Genomic DNA, 14654 nt, shown 5'->3' with positions numbered 1-14654 from the left:
GCGACACGCTGACCAGCACGAACACCCCCCGTCTAGTGACACGCCATGTCACCGGGCAACCACGTATTTCCGCAGGTCAACCCGCCAATTCGTGGACTAACCAACACCCTGATCTGTGGAACCCAGGCCAGAAGACGCCGTCCGACGCCTGGCCGAGGACCCGGACTTCGTTACCCGACTGCTGGTCTGTGAACGCCACTCCGACGTCCCCTCAGCGACGCTGGTCGACCTGGTTGAACGCTGGCACGGTCACAGCCGCGGGGATCTGCTCCGTCACCCTCGGCTGCCCGCCGAGGCCGTGCTCGGCCACGCGGCCGGCGACAGCCCCCGGGACCGGGAGGCGATCGCCTCTCGTCCCGACCTGCCGCCCGAACTCGCGCTCAGACTCCTGGCCGACCCGGTGGCCGGCGTGCGCCGCGCCGCCGCCGCCAACCCCAACCTCTCCCACGACCGCCTCCACCAACTCCTGGCCGATCCCGACCCCCTGCTCCGCGAAGGCGCCGCCGGCAACCCCGCCCTTCCTGTCGAAGACATGGAACAGCTGCTCGCCGACAGTTAGATGGACACTGCGCTGCGTCCCTCCTCCTCCCGCAGGATGCCAATGCCGGACCGGAGTGGAGACCCCGAAGGCCCCCATCCGCACATGCCGCTGATCGGGAGCTATTCGTCCCGCTGTGGCTCGCCGCGCTGGGTCTATCCCAGGATCGGTGTGTCCGGCGTTGTTGATCAGTAGGTTTCGGCGTTCGGCCAGCGGTCACCGAACGTGATGGCGAAAGCGTTGAGCACGGGCTTCCACCGCATCGTCCACTTGGCGCGGCCCGTCCCGGTCGGGTCCAGGCTGCGAGTGACAAGGTACAGACACTTCATCGCGGACTGTTCGGTCGGGAAATGCCCACGGGCGCGGACCGCCCGGCGGTAGCGGGCGTTGAGCGACTCGATCGCGTTGGTGGAACAGATCATCCGCCGGATCTCCACGTCGTAGTCCAGGAAGGGCACGAACTCGTCCCATGCGTTGCGCCACAACCGGATCATCGCGCCGTACTTCCGGCCCCACTTCTCGTCCAGGTCCTCCAGCGCGGCCGCCGCCGCGTCGGGGGTGGGCGCGGTGTAGATCGGGGTGATGCCGCGCTTCACCGCGTCCCAGTCCTGGCGGGCCACCAATCGAACGGTGTTGCGGATCAGGTGCACCACGCAGGTCTGCACGATGGTCTGCGGCCACACCGTCGCCACCACCTCCGGCAGGCCCTTGAGGCCGTCGCAGACCAGGAAGAACACGTCGCGGACGCCGCGGTTCTTCAGGTCGATCAGCACACTCATCCAGAACTTGGCACCTTCACCGCCGGTGCCCATCCACAGGCCGAGCACGTCCTTGCGCCCGTCCACGGTGACGCCGATGGCGGCGTAGACCGGCCGGTTGGCGACCTGGCCGTCGCGGACCTTGACCACGATGGCGTCGAGGAACACCGCCGCGTACACGGCGTCGAGCGGGCGGCCCGCCCAGTCGTTCATCTCCGCGACGACCTTGTCGGTGATCCGGGACACCGTCTCCCTCGACACCGAGGCGCCGTAGATCTCGGCGAAGTGCGCCGAGATCTCCCCGGTGGTCAATCCCTTGGCATACAACGACAACACGATCTCGTCGACGTCGGTGAGGCGGCGCTGTCGCTTCTTGACGATCTGCGGTTCGAAGGTGCCCTCGCGGTCCCTGGGCACCTCGATCCCGACCTCGCCGGCCGCGTCGGAGATCACTGTCTTGGTCCGGCTGCCGTTGCGCACGTTGGTCGACTCGCGCCCCGGTTCGGCACGGTTCTTCTCGTGCCCGAGGTGCTCGGTCATCTCCTCGCCCAGCGCGGTCTCCAGCACGCTCTTGGTGAACAGCTTGAGCAGGCCGTCCGGGCCGGTCAGCGCCAGCCCTCGCGCCTTGGCCTCGGCCACCATCGCCGCCGCGGCGGCCTGCTCCGGCGACAGTTGCCGCCCGGTCCCGGTCTCGCTCTTCCGTGCGCTCACAAGCTCAGATGTCATCACTCACAGTGCCCATCCCGCCGGACCCCAGGCCCGGCGTGTCGGGCCGGACACACCGATCTTGAAACAGTCCCGCCGCGCTCGGCGGCTCGTACGGCGAGGTAGTCGGTCCAGTCTCGGCGTGCGTAGGTGATCCATCGGACGGCGGTGTTGACGTGGAGGCCGAGGAGGTCGGCGAGGATCGCGGCTGGCAGGTCGGAGGCGAGTGCTGCGAGGGCTCCGTTGCGGGCGGGTCGGGCGCTGATGCCGTGCCGGTTGAGCAGGTTGGTGAGGCTGTGTCCGTCGATGGGTTGTCCGGGGACTCTGCCGGGAAACAGCCGGCGGGGTGTGTTCGGTCCGTGGGGGATCATCAGTGGTGCCGGTGACCGGGAGACCAGGTCTTGGAGCAGGGCACCGAGCCGTGGCGGCAGCAGCACCGGGTGTCGGCCTGCCGTCAGGTAGGTGTCGTCTCCCTTCTGCGTGAGTTGGTCGGTGGTGAGGTGCCGGATTCGCTGGGCCTGGAGGGCGAAGAGGAGGATGAGCGCGCCGGCTGCCCTTGCCTGGATGGGAAGCGCCTCGTCGGCCAGGCAGCGTTGCAGGAGTTGTCGGCGTTCGTCGTCGTCGAGCAGGTCGGCGGATTCCTGGCGTGGGATGAGTGGGACGGTGAGTCGGCGGCTGAGGCCGCGGCCGGTTGTCCAGTTCAAGAAGTAGCGGATGCGGTTGCGGCGTTGGGTGTTCTCCTCGTCGAGCCATCGGTCGAGGTCGTCCTGGCGGAGGTCTCCGAGAGTGGTTCCCTGGGCGTCGATCCAGGTCAGCAGGTCCAGTCGCGGGTGATCACGCAGTTGCCGCAGTGGAAGCAGTCCAACCGCGACGGCGTCCGGCAGGGCCGACCGGTCTCGGGATGCTGATCGGGGTCCGCACAGGTGGTCCAGGCGGCATCCTGCTCACCGGCGGCGACGCGCTCGGCCGCGTCGGAGTCGACACCCTCCTGTTCCAGCCGCTGCGGGGTCGGGTCCCCGCCGATCACCCGCAAGTGGCCACCGGCGCGAGCCAGGGCCTGGCGGTGAGCCTGCCAGGCAGCATCCTCGGCGTCGGTCAACGCCGTGGCCACGACCTCCTGCGCCCAGTCCCGAACTGTGGCATCCCAGCTGAGGTAATTGGAGAACAGCACGGGGTAGGTGTTGGACCTGGCGGCCGAGGGCAGGTGACCGCCCATCTGCCTGGTCCTGCGCACCTCCATCTCGTCCGGAGCGTCGCGGTAGCGCTCGGCCAGTTGCTGCCCGGACTGGACCCGGTCTCGGATCGCGGCGGCCTCCTGCCGCAGCCGCCTGATCAGCCGCTGCAACTCCCCGTCGGAGTAGCTGGATCGGGTGGCCGGGCCGTCGAGACCACGGCGGCGGGCCCGCAGATGGTCCAGGACCTCGACGACCAACGACTCCGCCATCGGCGAGACCAACAGCACCGAGTTGATCTTGCGAAGGATCATCCAGACGACCTGTTCCGTCGCGTGCCGGCTGCGCAACTCGGCTTCGAAGCCGGTCACGTGCTCCAACCGCAACCGGGTCGGGTGGGCCGGCGGCGAGGGCAACTCGGAAAGGTGTCCCACGAATCGCGCCACCGCTTCCCGGACGTCGCGCGCCGCGGGCGCGCGTGCGGATCGACCCGGCCGGGCCCACACGGGCCGCCAACGCCCGTCCCGGCGGCTCGATCCATCCGGGCAGCGGCAGCTGCCCCGCAGGAAGCTCGGCGTGGCGGCCGTCGTCACCGACGAAGCGGACCACCAAACCGCCCTCGCCGTCGGTGCCCATCGGTGCGGGGGCGTCGAACCGCCCTGACGGCATGGCCGCGCGGCGTCCCGGGCCGGTCGTTCCCCGGCCGTCGTCGCTCATTCCCGGCCCTCGCCGTCGCCGAGGTCCGCCCCGCGGGGCACGGCCTGGTCATCGGGAGGGGCTGCGTCGTCCCCGATCAGCTCCGGTGACGTGTCGCGCGGGTCGTCCCAGGAATCCGGCACCAGCGCCAGTCGGGTGGCCATCTCCACTTCGGCCAGGCAGTGCAGGTAGACCTGCGTCGTCGTGACCGACGCGTGTCCGAGCCGACGGCGGACCCAGTCCAGGGGGTCGCCGAACACCTGCGTGTAGTGCGTGCGCTGCGCCGGGCTCATGTCCTCCAGCTCGCGAATGTGCCCGCGCTGGAGCTGTTCCAAGGTCACCACCGCGAACGAGTGGCGCAGCATGTGAGGGTGACAGCGGATGTCCAACCCGCGCCGCGCGCACCGGCCGTTGCCGGTGACGAAGATGTCCTTCCAGGACGACACCGCCAGCGGCGCGCCCTCCTCACCGAGCCAGAACATGGCGGGCTCCAGCCCCTCCGGGGTGTCGACCAGCACCCGCCGCCGTTCCCCGGGCTTCAGGTGTTCCAGGCGCACGCGGTGCCGTGAGCCGCACCCGCCGGGCAGGGACACCTCCGGCCTGGCCGGGTCCTCGATGACCAACGGCCGCCGGATGCGGTCGTAGACGCCCGGCTCCGCGCGGTCTCCACCGCCTCCGGCCGATCAACCTCCCGATAGACCGCCAACTCCCTGACCAGCGCAACCGGGACATAGACCCACCGGGCCGATCCCCACTTGGCGATCGCCGCGGGCAGCCAGAACCGCCGGTAGCCGGTCCCGCCCGACGCCTGCGCCGGCAGGCCGAACACCGTCAGGCCGGCCTGTTCGGTCAACCTCAACCCCGTGCGCACCATCAGATCGGCGAAGACCGCGTTGCGACCGGCCCAACGACCACGGAAACCGCGCTCCGGCAGCCCGTCCACGCCGTACCCGTGCAGGCCCACCTCGCGCCAGGTCCGGTAGGACTTCGGCGGCAGCCACTCGATTTTCTCCCGCCGCGCGTGGTGCGGTGCCGTGGCCGGAGTCGTCGCACCGGCCGTCCGCGTGAACATCCCCGCCGGGGCCGGCCGTGCCGCCCTCTGGGGATCGGGTTGATCGGCCCGACGCCCGCCTTCCACGCCCACTCGTAGAAGGCATTGACCGTCGCCACCTCACGTGCCCACGTGCTGCCCGCCAACACATCCAGACCAGGATGAAAAGGGTTCACTGATGCCGGTAGTTTGTTAAGGCGGGATGTAGAGATTCAGTAGTGAATGTCCATTCGCGACGGTGTCGAGCAATGTCCGTAACCCGATGGGCAGGGGCCTGTTTGACCACGCTCGCCAGTAGCGCTGAAGCAATCCCCACGGGGCGAGCCATCCACGGACTCGCCGTAGAGCGCGTGGCCAGGACGGACGCGGGGTTGCCCTGTCTGCTGTGGACTGTGCGGTTGCTCCCTCTCTCCGGCCCGGTCGTGTGGCCGAGACTGGCTGCTGCCTCACAGGGTTTGGTGCCGCCGGTGCCGGATCGTGTCTGTTTCGTTCCTCGCCGATCACCGTGTTGGCGGCGGCGACCACCGGTGCTGGTCGTCCCGGCCTCGGCGATGATCGTCTTCGCGTTCGGCGCGCTGGGTTTGTCGGTCACCACGGTCGTCCGCGACCCGTTGTCGGTCTACCCCGGGGCGCTGTGCACGCTGATCCGGCTGCTCCCGCTCCAGCCCGCCATCGAGCTGGTCCGGGCGAGCAGCTCCTGGGCGCCCTGTACTGGGCCGCCTCCCGACTCGATCTGCCAACACTGGCCGACAGCGGCTACGACGGAGCGGGCATCGGCGTGTCGACGCCGGTCAACCAGCCCGCGGTCGTTCGTGATGTCGTTCGGTCTCATCTCGACAAAGTGCGCAAGCATCGCGCGCCTGATCTTGCTGGGTGTGCACCGGCTCGGGATCATGAGAGTGCAGCCGACAAGTTGGAGCCGTAGATGCAGCACCTCAGCGCGAGCACCACGGTCCGCACGCTCGACGGTCCTCAACTCCGCGGCACCCTCGTCACCCCGGACACTGCGGCGGAGCAGGCGGTCGTGTTGGTGCATGGTGGTGGCGTCACCCGCGAGGAGGGCGGCTTCTTCGCGCGCCTGGCGGGCGGCCTGGCCGATGCCGGCATTGCCAGCCTGCGCTACGACCTCCGCGCCCACGGTGCGAGCGACGGCACGCCGCAGGAAACGACGCTGTCGGCCCACCTCAACGACATCCGGACGGCGCTGGAATACGTGTGCGAAGCAACGGGCGCCGAGCGAGTGAGCTTGCTCGGGACCAGCTTCGGTGGCGGCCTGGCCGCCTACTACGCCGCCAAGCGGCCAAGTGAACTCGACCGCTTGACCCTGCTGAACCCGCAGCTCAACTTCAAGAATCGCTACGTCGAGCAATGCTTGCGGCCTGGGCGTGTAGGAATCGCCGCCGGGAGGTGTCGGTGTTCCGGATCGGCGCGGGCGGTATCCGCTGACGCCTGAGTACGCGGCGGATGGTCGACGCGGCTATCCGGTGGCCGAGCGTGAGCAGTTCGCCCTGGATCCGGCGGTAGCCCCAGTCGGTGTTTCTCTGGCCATGCGCTCGATCAACGCCACGGTGGCCTCGTCGACTGGTGGGCGCCCGTTCCGGTTCGGGTAGGTCCACTTCCTGGCGACCAGGCGCCGGTGCCATCGCAGGACGGTGTCCGGTGTCACCAGTCGGTGTCCGCGCAACGGACGGGCGAGTCGGCGCACCAGTGCGGCGAGCACCGCGCGATCGGCCCAGCCCAACCGCGGGCATGGGTTGATACGCCGCAACACGGCGACCTCGTGCCGCAGCACCACCCGTTCGACGTCCTTGGCCGCGGAAGACCGGCCGAGCAGGACCAGCCAGCCGACGAGCCGGACGAAGATCAGGTACAGCAGTCGTGACGCCACGCCTCACGATCATTCTCTTGTGATCGGTGATGCGCGATCGCCGCAGGTCGGCGACCCGTTGCAGAGTTCTGGTACCCCACACACCGGCACCGCGATCGCCACGGACTTGTTGGCCGCCCTCGGCCTCGACAAGGTCGAGGATCTCCTCCACGTGCCGGTCGAGGAGATCCTCGAAGTGCAGAACAGGGTGGTCGACGCCGACCTCGGCCGCCGCAGCCTGCCCGGCGGACGCGGATGGGGCGTGGTGGTGGACGGCAGCGTCCTGCCGCGGCACCCGCAGCAAGCAGTCGCCGACGGTGCCGCCGCCGGGATCGGCCTGCTCGTCGGAGCCGACCGGGACGAGATGCGGCTCTTCCAAGCCCTGCAAGGACCCTCCTGCGCGTCCGCGGACGAACAGGCACTGCTGACCGAAATGCAACACGCCGGCGTCGCCTCCCCCGAGCGGCTGCTCGCCGCCTACCGGCATCGGTCACCCGACGCGGACCCGACCGCGCTGCGCACGCTGTTCCTCACCGACGCCGTCTACCGGCGACCAGCCGACAGACTCGCCGCCGCCCAGGTCACCGCCGGCGGCCGGGCCCACACCTACCTGTTCTCCGCCGAACCACTGGGCCCAACCCTCGGCGCACGCCACGGCGCCGAGCTCACCATGCTTTTCGACCGCGTAGACCCGGCCGCCCCGGATCTGGTCGCAGTGCGCGACGACCTCACCGCCGCGTGGGCCCGCTTCGCCGCCACCGGCGACCCCGGATGGCCGCTCTACGACCCCCACGCCGGCGCCAACAGCCGGCAATTCGGCGGCAGCACCGACATGGTCACCGAACCACCGGCCGACGACGCCACCGCCACATGGACCGAACGACCCTGACGTCGCTGCGGGGGCTCTGATGGGGCCTGGTCAGTTTCGGGCGGTGGGTGGTGTTTCGAAGACGGCGTCGGTCACGCGGTTGAGCACGGTCACGAGCTGTGTCGTGTCGGCGGGGCCGAGCTTGTGGACGATCTGTCGCTCGATCGAGGCGATCACGGTTCCGCCGAGTGCAGGAGGGATATCCGGCGCTCAACGGGCCGTCCTGGGGCTGGACGGCGGCGGGCGGCGCCCACGCCCTCCGACTGATCTACGGTGGAGGTGTTCGACGAATCCCCCTGTCAACCATGCCCTATCCGTCCACACTGCACACGATCCACCCGGACCGGCCGCCAGTTGATGTTACGCACACGGGGACGTTCACGAGGCGGTCGAGCACACCCGGACCGAGCAGGTGACGGACGAGCGGAACAGCGCTATGCGTTCGACCCCCTCCCGGTCCGTTGGCAGAGGCGCCGGGGGTCGGCTGCGGTGATCGAGAAGCCGGTCAGGACCAAGGTGCCCCTACCGTGGTGACCGGCGGTCTCCGGTGAACTCCTGCGGGCGGAACTCGACGAACGCGGCGGGGCCGAGCCCGAGGGACTCCGCGAGCGCCTGCATCCGCCGGGGTTGCGTCGAGGAGTCCCAGCGCCCGGTCTCCACGCGGCGGTGGACGGTCTCCACCGCAGCCACCAACTCGGCGGTGGTGAACGTGCAGTGCCCCGGGTGGTCGGCGTAGGACTGGCGCAGCAGTCCGCCCGAACCCGCCATGCGGACATCCTCGGCGTACTCCTCCTCATGCTGCACCGGAACGAGGTTGTCGTCGGTGGTGTGCATGGTGAGCACCGGCATCGGCAACCGTCCGTTGAGGACCGAGGTCGAGGTCATCCAGCGGGAGGCCACGTCGTCCGCGGTCACATCGGCGGTACGGGTGAGCAGGTCGAGGTCACTGTTCAGGTCGGCGCCCGCCTGCCGGTAGAGGTCCGCCACGAAGCCGAGCCCGCCGGACTCCACGAGCAACCTGCGGTAGTCCACACCGGCGTTCCACGAGGGGTTCCCGCCCGAGGTCTGCTCGATGTCGTACCGCGCCGGGACGATGAACGGCAGGACGGCGCGGAGGTTGCGGTACTGGCCCACCTGCTGCGCCTGCCGGTCGCCCGGTGCCGGTTTCGGCTGCCCGGACTCCCATGCGGGTTCGAGGAAGAGCGAGGTGATCAGCGCGGTTCGCGCACGGCCGTCCGGCGTGGCCTGGGCCTGGTCCAGCGCGTCGACCATCCGCTGTGCGGTTGCGGTCGCCTCGGCGGCGCTGCCGAAGCGGACCAGCTTCGGCGACTGGTCGCCGAGCAGCAGTCGGGCCAGCGCGTGGGCGCCGTCGAGCTGGTAGTTGAGCAGGTCGGTGCCGCCGCCCATCAGACCGCAGGTGGCCAGTGCGCCGTCGAGCCGCGCGCCCGCGCGTTCGGCGAGTACACCGGTGACCAGTCCGCCCATCGAGGTGCCCACGGCGATCGCATGGCGCGGAGCGCCCGTCAACGCGGTCACCGCGCGCAACGTGTCGAGCTGGTCCTGCGCCGCGGTACCGGTGGCCCACCCGGAACGCGAGTACGACGAACCGGCCAATGCGTAGCCTCGCGCGAGAAGCGCGTCGGCGGTGGCCTGGTTCGGCGCGTTCTGCGGCGGGTTCGCCGGGAACGGGTTGTAGCCGTGGCTGTAGAGCAGGATCGTGCCGTTCCAGCGTGCCGGGACATCGGCGATCCAGGTCGTGCCGTTCGGCAGGTCACCGGCGTGACGGGTCGCGGTCTCGGTTTGAGCCGTGGCACCGCCCGGGGCGACCAAGCCGGTCACCACGATCGTCACGGCGACCAGGGCTCGTCGTGCGACAGCCATTGTCGTCACCTTCCGTAGGCGAACCAGCACCGCAGACGTTAGGCAGAACAACGACGATCGTCAAGGATGTGCACAACTTAGATCCGTGCGCTGACGGCCTCTGCGACGTTGGCCTGTGCCGCTCGAAAAGTCGTCGCTACTGACCAAGCGGCATGTCTGTACTCGTTGACGAGTACACCCAGGATCCGGGTACGGGGCAGTCTGCGGGTGTTGAGGTCGTGCACCGCGGTGGGCTGCCCCCGTGCCTCGGCAGTAGTTTGGTCGCGTGCTTGACGGGGCCGGTGCCGGTCGTAGTGTCAATCCCCTCGAATCGTGGAGACGGTGTTATGCCACTTCGGCCCTGACCTGGGCCGTTGATGCCGTCCGGGCTTGTGCCATCCGATGCTCGAACGGGATCGGGGCCAGACCGTCGTTGGCGCTGTGTCTCCGGGTGGTGTTGTAGAAGTCCGCGATCCAGGTCGAGACCTTGATCCGGGCCTCGGCGCGGGTCCTGAAGTGCTGCCGGTGCACGAACTCGACCTTGAGCGTGCTGTTGAACGCCTCGGCGACGGCGTTGTCCAGGGCGTATCCGACCTCTCCCGTTGGACCGCCGAGGACCTCGCCGCGGTCGCCGCCACACTCAACTCACGACCCCGCAAGACACTCGGCTGGAAGACACCAGCCGAAGCACTCAACGATCACCTACAATCAATCCAAGGCACCGGTGTTGCGACGACCGATTGAATCCGCCCTCCGACCCGCGGTCGGTATGGAAAACCACCCCGTCGACGTCCCCGCCCCGGATCGCGGCGGCCATCCGCAGCGACGCCACGACCAGGGCCGCGTCGTGGTGTTCGGACATCGCGTGACCGAGCATCCGACGGGAGAACAGGTCCTCGGTCGTCGCGAGGTAGAGCGGTCCCTCGTCGGTGTCGATCCGCGTCACGTCCCCGCACCACAACACATCCGGTGCCACGGCGGTGAAGTTCCGCCGCACCGGATCCCGGGCTACCGGCCGTCTGCCCTGCCGGGCCGGCGACCGCCGCCGCTTCGGCGGACGCCCGGCCGGACCCGGTCCGGCCATCCGCGCCGCGACGGTGTTCTCCGAGATCGTCCAGCCGGCCTCGCGCAGATCACGGGTGATCCGGGGGCTGCCGTAGGTTCCGCCCGAGGCGGCGAACAACCTCCCGATCTCCTCGTCCAGCCGCGCCCGCCGCCGGTCACGCCTGGTCGGCTTCCGGTTGATCCACTTGTAGAACCAGGACTGCGAGACCTCCAAGGCCCGGCAGGCGATCGCATGCGGGGACACCAGAGGCGGTCCTCCGGGACGCGATGAACTCCGCCACGATCACCGGTCCATCGAGTCCTTCACCCACCCGACCACCGAGCGCTTGAGGACATCACGCTCCATCTCCAACCCGGCCTTCTCCTTCTCCCACCGCGCCCGCTCGGCCCGCAGCCGCGCCAACTCCTCGCGCTCGGCGGAGTCCAGGGCCCGTCGTCCCGCCCGGCCTGTCGGTCGGCCTTCACCCAGTTGTGCAGGGTGTAGGCGCTGATCCCCAGATCCCGGGCGACCTGCGCGACCGGCTTGCCGGTCTCGGCCACGATGCGCACCGCACCCGCACGGAACTACGGATCGAACCGACGTCTCTTGTCTCCCACGACCCAACCATCCCTCTTGGTTCAGGTCTCCACGCTACGAGGGGAAGCACACCTCGGGGGCCTCGTCGTTGTTGGCGACCGTCATCGTGACCACACCGATGCCGACACCCACCACGAGTGCGACGACGATGCCGATGATCAGACCGGTCTTGTTGCCACCGCTCGACGGCGGCGGTGGATACGGCGGTGGAGCTTGGTAGCCGTAGCCGTAGCCGTAGCCGGTCTGCTGGGCGTGGCCAGGGGCGGGCTGGACGGGCTGCGCGGGGTAGGGCCCGGGTACGGGCGCGCCGGCGGTTCCGGCCGGGTCGAACGCCGTTGGGACGGTGCCGGAGATCGCGGGGTCACCGCCTGTGGTGTGGGCGTCCGCCGGTGGGCCGGCTAAGTGCGCTGTGGGATCGGCGTTTGTCCGGCGTCGGCTGGTCGCCGGGTTCTTGCGAGAGATTCGTCATGCGCGCGTCGTTCCCTACGACTCTCGATACGGGCACCACTTGCCCGGTGCGCCGATCGTAGCCACCCGCTGCGACACACGGCGCGCAATGCCGGAGGTGTTGTAGCGGTGGGAGGATGGCTCCGGTGGTGCGCAGGGCCGACGGCGAAAGGCGTTCCGGCCGTCCGAGCGGTGGTGACAGGATCCGGGGCATGTTCTCCGGCGATTTCGAGGTGCACCTGACCGGCTCCGCGCAGGAGGCGGGCGCGCTGGCCGCGTTCGCCTCCCGGCGGGGCGCGAAGTTCACCCACATCCTGCTCAACCGCGGCGACACCCCCTTCCCAACCGATGCTGACGGTGCAGGGCAGCGGCACGCTGGAGGACCTGCATCGCCTCGCCGAGGGGTGGCGGGCCGACCTGGCCGCGGAGGGGCTGGGGGTGCTCCGGGTCAAGATCGAGGCCGCGCCGTGGAACGAGGGCGTGCCCGCGTCCGACCTGGACGCCTCCGACGAGCTGTACTTCGAGCACCACGTGAAGGTGCTGCTGTCCTCCGGCGACCGCGACGCGGTCGACCGGTTGAGGTGGGCGATCGCCGAGAACGGCGCGAACGTATCGCGCAACGCCCGGCGGCGACGCGGCCGGCACGAGGAGCGGTTCGTCACGCAGCGGTGCCGCGGGGTCGGCCTCGCCACCGCCCGGACCCGGCTCGACGCGCTGCTGGCCGTGCTGCGCGACGGCGGGTACGAGGTGCTGGAGGTCGAGGAGGAGTACGTCGTCCACGACGACGCGCTGCACGTCGACCGCGGGTGGCTCGACTCCACCCGGTGGGGCGATCGGCACAACGTGCGCGACGCCCTGCTCGGCAGCGCGGCGTCCCGGGGCCGCGGCGCGCCGTCGACCTTCCGCCCGCTGGCGGCCGAGGGGCGGGACGTCCGGCAGCACCGGGTGTTCGACCCGGCGCTCAAGCACTTCGACCACGCCTACCGGGCGGGCGAGCCGGTGTTCGGCGACCCGGCCGAAGGCGCCCGCTGGTCGGCCGCCCGGCGGGCCGCGATGGCGCACGTATTCGCGGTCCTGGCCGCCTCGCCGTGGGCGGGGAACCTGGTGCTGCGCGGCAGCGTCGCGCTCCGCGCCTGGCTCGGCGAGGTCGCCCGTGAACCCGGCGACCTGGACTTCGTGGTGGTGCCGAAGACCTTCGCCCCGGACGGCCCGGAGGCGCGGGCGATGCTGGAGGGCCTGGTGGCCGCCGTCGCCGCCGATCCCGGTCCGGGGCTGCGCGCCGACCAGGTGGTGGCCGAGCACATCTGGACCTACGAGCGGGTGCCGGGCCGGCGGCTGGTGTTCCCGTTCGACGTCGACGGCCTGCCGCAGGGCGCGGTGCAGGCGGACCTGGTGTTCAACGAGGACCTGCCCGACGCGCCGGTCGCCGTCGAGGTGCCGCCGCTGGGCACGCGGGTGCTCGCCGCCTCGCCCGCCCTGTCGCTGGCCTGGAAGCTCCAGTGGCTGGTGACCGACATGTACCCGCAAGGCAAGGACCTGTACGACGCCGTGCTGCTCGCCGAGCGCACCCCGGTGTCGCTGGACCTCGTCCGCGACCTGATCCGTCCCGAGCTGGGCGACGAGGCCGACGGCTTCACCTGGGCGTCCGTGCTCGACCTCCGCGTCGACTGGGAGAACTTCCGCGCCGAGCAGCCCGGCGTCGAGGGCGACGCCGGGCCGTGGCTGCGCAGGCTCGCGGACGCGCTGACCCGCTCGTGAACCCTCTGATCCCACCGCAACACTCCGGACCGGCAGCGCAGCGCAGGACACCACCACCATCACCACCGCACGAACGGAACACCGTGCAACAGCCCTGTCAGGAGACCTGTATGTCCTCTGGTCAGTCATCACGACGTAGCTTCCTGGCGTTCACCGGGGCCGCCGCCGTGCTCGCGGCGCTGCCCGTCGGCGCACGCACGGCCTATGCCGACTCCCTCCAGGCGAACCTCGACAAGCTGGTCCAGTTGAGGTTCGGGATGTTCAACCACTTCAGCCTCGGCACGTTCACCGACGCGCAGTGGGCGCTGCTGCAACCGCTGTTACCCGTCGGACGCAAGCCGGGCCGCCCGCCCAAGTGGAGCAAAAGACAGTTGATCGACGGCATCCGGTGGCGGACACGGGTCGGCGCCCCGTGGCGCGACGTCCCACCCGCATACGGGCCCTGGCAGACCGTGTACGGATTGTTCCGACGATGGCAACGGGCCGGGGTGTGGCAGGCGGTCCTGACCGCGTTGCAGGCCCGCGCGGAGGCCGACGGGTTGATCGTGTGGGACGTGTCGGTGGATTCCACGATCATGCGGGCGCACCAGCATGCCGCCGGCGCCCGTAAAAGGGGGATCTCCAGGTCGAGCCGCCCGACACCGCGACCGGTGGGGTGGAGCCGGCCGATCACGGGTTGGGGCGGTCGCGGGGCGGGTGGACCAGCAAGCTGCACCTGGCCTGCGAGCAGGGACGACGCCCGCTCGCGCTGCTGGTCACCGCCGGACAACGAGGCGACAGCCCGCAGTTCACACCGGTGATCGAGGCCATCCGGGTGCCGCGCGTGGACGGGGGTCGGCCACGGACCAGGCCGGACCGGATCCTTGCCGACAAGGCCTACAGCTCCAAGGCCAACCGCGCCTACCTGCGCCGTCGTGGGATCAAGGCGACCATCGCCCAGCCCCGCGACCAGGCCGCCCACCGCAAGGCCAAAGGCTCGTACGGCGGACGGCCACCGGCGTTCGACCCGGAGATCTACAAACAGCGCCACGCCGTGGAATGCGGCATCAGCCTGCTCAAGCAACACCGCGCCGTCGCCACCCGATACGACAAGCTCGCCGTGCGCTACCAGGCCACCGTCCACATCGCCGCCATCAACATCTGGCTACGACACCTTTGAAACACGGGCTAGCTCTGGTCGGTCGGGTGGTGGGCGCGCAGCGAGCCGGCGTGGGCTTTCGTCGACGGGTCGTGCTTGGTCTTGATCAGGCTGGCGACGGTCACGATCACCAGCACGACGATGATCACGCCCA

Annotated in this window: 14 protein-coding genes and 4 pseudogenes; 7 read left to right on the top strand and 11 right to left on the bottom strand. The window is 70.0% G+C overall.

Translation table 11 applies throughout. The features are described 5' to 3' along the window. Positions 1–115 precede the first annotated feature (115 nt). Complete coding sequence (locus FM051_RS48205; RefSeq protein ID WP_158854471.1) at positions 116–559, top strand: hypothetical protein; 444 nt, start codon at positions 116–118, stop codon at positions 557–559. A 167-nt stretch (positions 560–726) separates the two neighbouring features. Here FM051_RS48205 and FM051_RS48200 read toward each other — a convergent pair whose 3' ends face one another. The 5 genes from FM051_RS48200 to FM051_RS48180 form a co-directional block, all read right to left on the bottom strand. Further along, positions 727–1938 carry an IS256 family transposase gene (locus tag FM051_RS48200; RefSeq protein ID WP_238413216.1) on the bottom strand — a complete coding sequence of 404 codons (1212 nt, stop codon included), beginning with the start codon at positions 1936–1938 and terminating at the stop codon, positions 727–729. An 83-nt stretch (positions 1939–2021) separates the two neighbouring features. After that, the gene (locus FM051_RS48195) at positions 2022–2705 is read right to left on the bottom strand and encodes a hypothetical protein (RefSeq protein ID WP_158854467.1); all 684 of its coding nucleotides are present in this window, start codon (positions 2703–2705) and stop codon (positions 2022–2024) included. Between the two features lie 107 nt (positions 2706–2812). Next, positions 2813–3589 (bottom strand): hypothetical protein, encoded by a 777-nt coding sequence (locus FM051_RS48190; protein ID WP_158854465.1) that lies wholly within the window; start codon positions 3587–3589, stop codon positions 2813–2815. A gap of 297 nt (positions 3590–3886) precedes the next feature. After that, positions 3887–4492 (bottom strand): site-specific integrase, encoded by a 606-nt coding sequence (locus FM051_RS48185; RefSeq protein ID WP_158854463.1) that lies wholly within the window; start codon positions 4490–4492, stop codon positions 3887–3889. Then, positions 4408–4941, bottom strand: coding sequence for a hypothetical protein (locus FM051_RS48180; protein WP_158854461.1), 534 nt, complete (start codon positions 4939–4941; stop codon positions 4408–4410). The genes FM051_RS48185 and FM051_RS48180 overlap by 85 nt, the downstream gene beginning before the upstream one ends. A gap of 676 nt (positions 4942–5617) precedes the next feature. On the opposite strand from FM051_RS48180, the pseudogene FM051_RS51250 reads away from it, so the two are divergent. Both FM051_RS51250 and FM051_RS48170 read left to right on the top strand, forming a co-directional pair. Further along, a pseudogene (locus tag FM051_RS51250) lies at positions 5618–5710 on the top strand (IS5/IS1182 family transposase); the annotation flags it as partial. Between the two features lie 135 nt (positions 5711–5845). Continuing rightward, positions 5846–6373, top strand: a complete 528-nt coding sequence (locus FM051_RS48170; protein WP_158854459.1) for an alpha/beta hydrolase — start codon at positions 5846–5848, stop codon at positions 6371–6373. A gap of 24 nt (positions 6374–6397) precedes the next feature. On the opposite strand, the gene FM051_RS48165 is transcribed toward FM051_RS48170, so the two are convergent. Then, entirely contained in the window at positions 6398–6808 is a 411-nt protein-coding gene (locus FM051_RS48165; RefSeq protein WP_202919486.1) for an integrase, read from the bottom strand. A gap of 19 nt (positions 6809–6827) precedes the next feature. Between FM051_RS48165 and FM051_RS48160 the strand changes: the two genes are divergently transcribed. Beyond that, a complete protein-coding gene (locus tag FM051_RS48160) occupies positions 6828–7676 on the top strand; it encodes a carboxylesterase family protein (protein WP_202919485.1) in 849 nt (282 codons plus the stop codon). Between the two features lie 30 nt (positions 7677–7706). Here the strand turns inward: FM051_RS48160 and FM051_RS53530 are convergent, their stop codons facing one another. The 3 genes from FM051_RS53530 to FM051_RS48150 form a co-directional block, all read right to left on the bottom strand. Further along, positions 7707–7832, bottom strand: coding sequence for a hypothetical protein (locus FM051_RS53530; RefSeq protein WP_274383907.1), 126 nt, complete (start codon positions 7830–7832; stop codon positions 7707–7709). A 345-nt stretch (positions 7833–8177) separates the two neighbouring features. Next, positions 8178–9536, bottom strand: coding sequence for an alpha/beta fold hydrolase (locus FM051_RS48155; RefSeq protein WP_238413215.1), 1359 nt, complete (start codon positions 9534–9536; stop codon positions 8178–8180). A 324-nt stretch (positions 9537–9860) separates the two neighbouring features. Further along, entirely contained in the window at positions 9861–10097 is a 237-nt protein-coding gene (locus FM051_RS48150; RefSeq protein WP_158854473.1) for an integrase core domain-containing protein, read from the bottom strand. Positions 10098–10103: 6 nt separating this feature from the next. Here FM051_RS48150 and FM051_RS50250 point away from each other — a divergent pair. Then, positions 10104–10259: pseudogene (locus FM051_RS50250) on the top strand (IS30 family transposase); the annotation flags it as partial. Here the strand turns inward: FM051_RS50250 and FM051_RS48145 are convergent. Both FM051_RS48145 and FM051_RS54355 read right to left on the bottom strand, forming a co-directional pair. After that, positions 10207–10824 (bottom strand): DDE-type integrase/transposase/recombinase, encoded by a 618-nt coding sequence (locus FM051_RS48145; RefSeq protein ID WP_158854455.1) that lies wholly within the window; start codon positions 10822–10824, stop codon positions 10207–10209. The pseudogene FM051_RS50250 and the gene FM051_RS48145 sit on opposite strands and share 53 nt — an antisense overlap. 200 nt (positions 10825–11024) lie before the next feature. After that, positions 11025–11132: pseudogene (locus FM051_RS54355) on the bottom strand (transposase); the annotation flags it as partial. Positions 11133–11952: 820 nt separating this feature from the next. Between FM051_RS54355 and FM051_RS48135 the strand changes: the two are divergent. Beyond that, positions 11953–13362, top strand: a complete 1410-nt coding sequence (locus FM051_RS48135) for a nucleotidyl transferase AbiEii/AbiGii toxin family protein (protein WP_202919484.1) — start codon at positions 11953–11955, stop codon at positions 13360–13362. A 257-nt stretch (positions 13363–13619) separates the two neighbouring features. Then, positions 13620–14521, top strand: a pseudogene (locus FM051_RS48130) (IS5 family transposase). The last annotated feature ends 133 nt before the right edge of the window (positions 14522–14654 follow it).

Origin of the sequence: Saccharothrix deserti (assembly GCF_009769385.1) — a bacterium.
Lineage (GTDB): Bacteria > Actinomycetota > Actinomycetes > Mycobacteriales > Pseudonocardiaceae > Actinosynnema > Actinosynnema deserti.
This window is presented reverse-complemented; position numbering and strand designations above follow the sequence as displayed.

What these genes read in the sequence shown, in the direction of transcription:
- FM051_RS48180 (WP_158854461.1), bottom strand. Translation starts at nt 4,941, where the DNA reads ATGTTCACGCGGACGGCCGGTGCGACGACTCCGGCCACGGCACCGCAC.
- FM051_RS48170 (WP_158854459.1), top strand. Translation starts at nt 5,846, where the DNA reads ATGCAGCACCTCAGCGCGAGCACCACGGTCCGCACGCTCGACGGTCCT.
- FM051_RS48200 (WP_238413216.1), bottom strand. Translation starts at nt 1,938, where the DNA reads ATGGTGGCCGAGGCCAAGGCGCGAGGGCTGGCGCTGACCGGCCCGGAC.
- FM051_RS48135 (WP_202919484.1), top strand. Translation starts at nt 11,953, where the DNA reads ATGCTGACGGTGCAGGGCAGCGGCACGCTGGAGGACCTGCATCGCCTC.
- FM051_RS48155 (WP_238413215.1), bottom strand. Translation starts at nt 9,536, where the DNA reads ATGGCTGTCGCACGACGAGCCCTGGTCGCCGTGACGATCGTGGTGACC.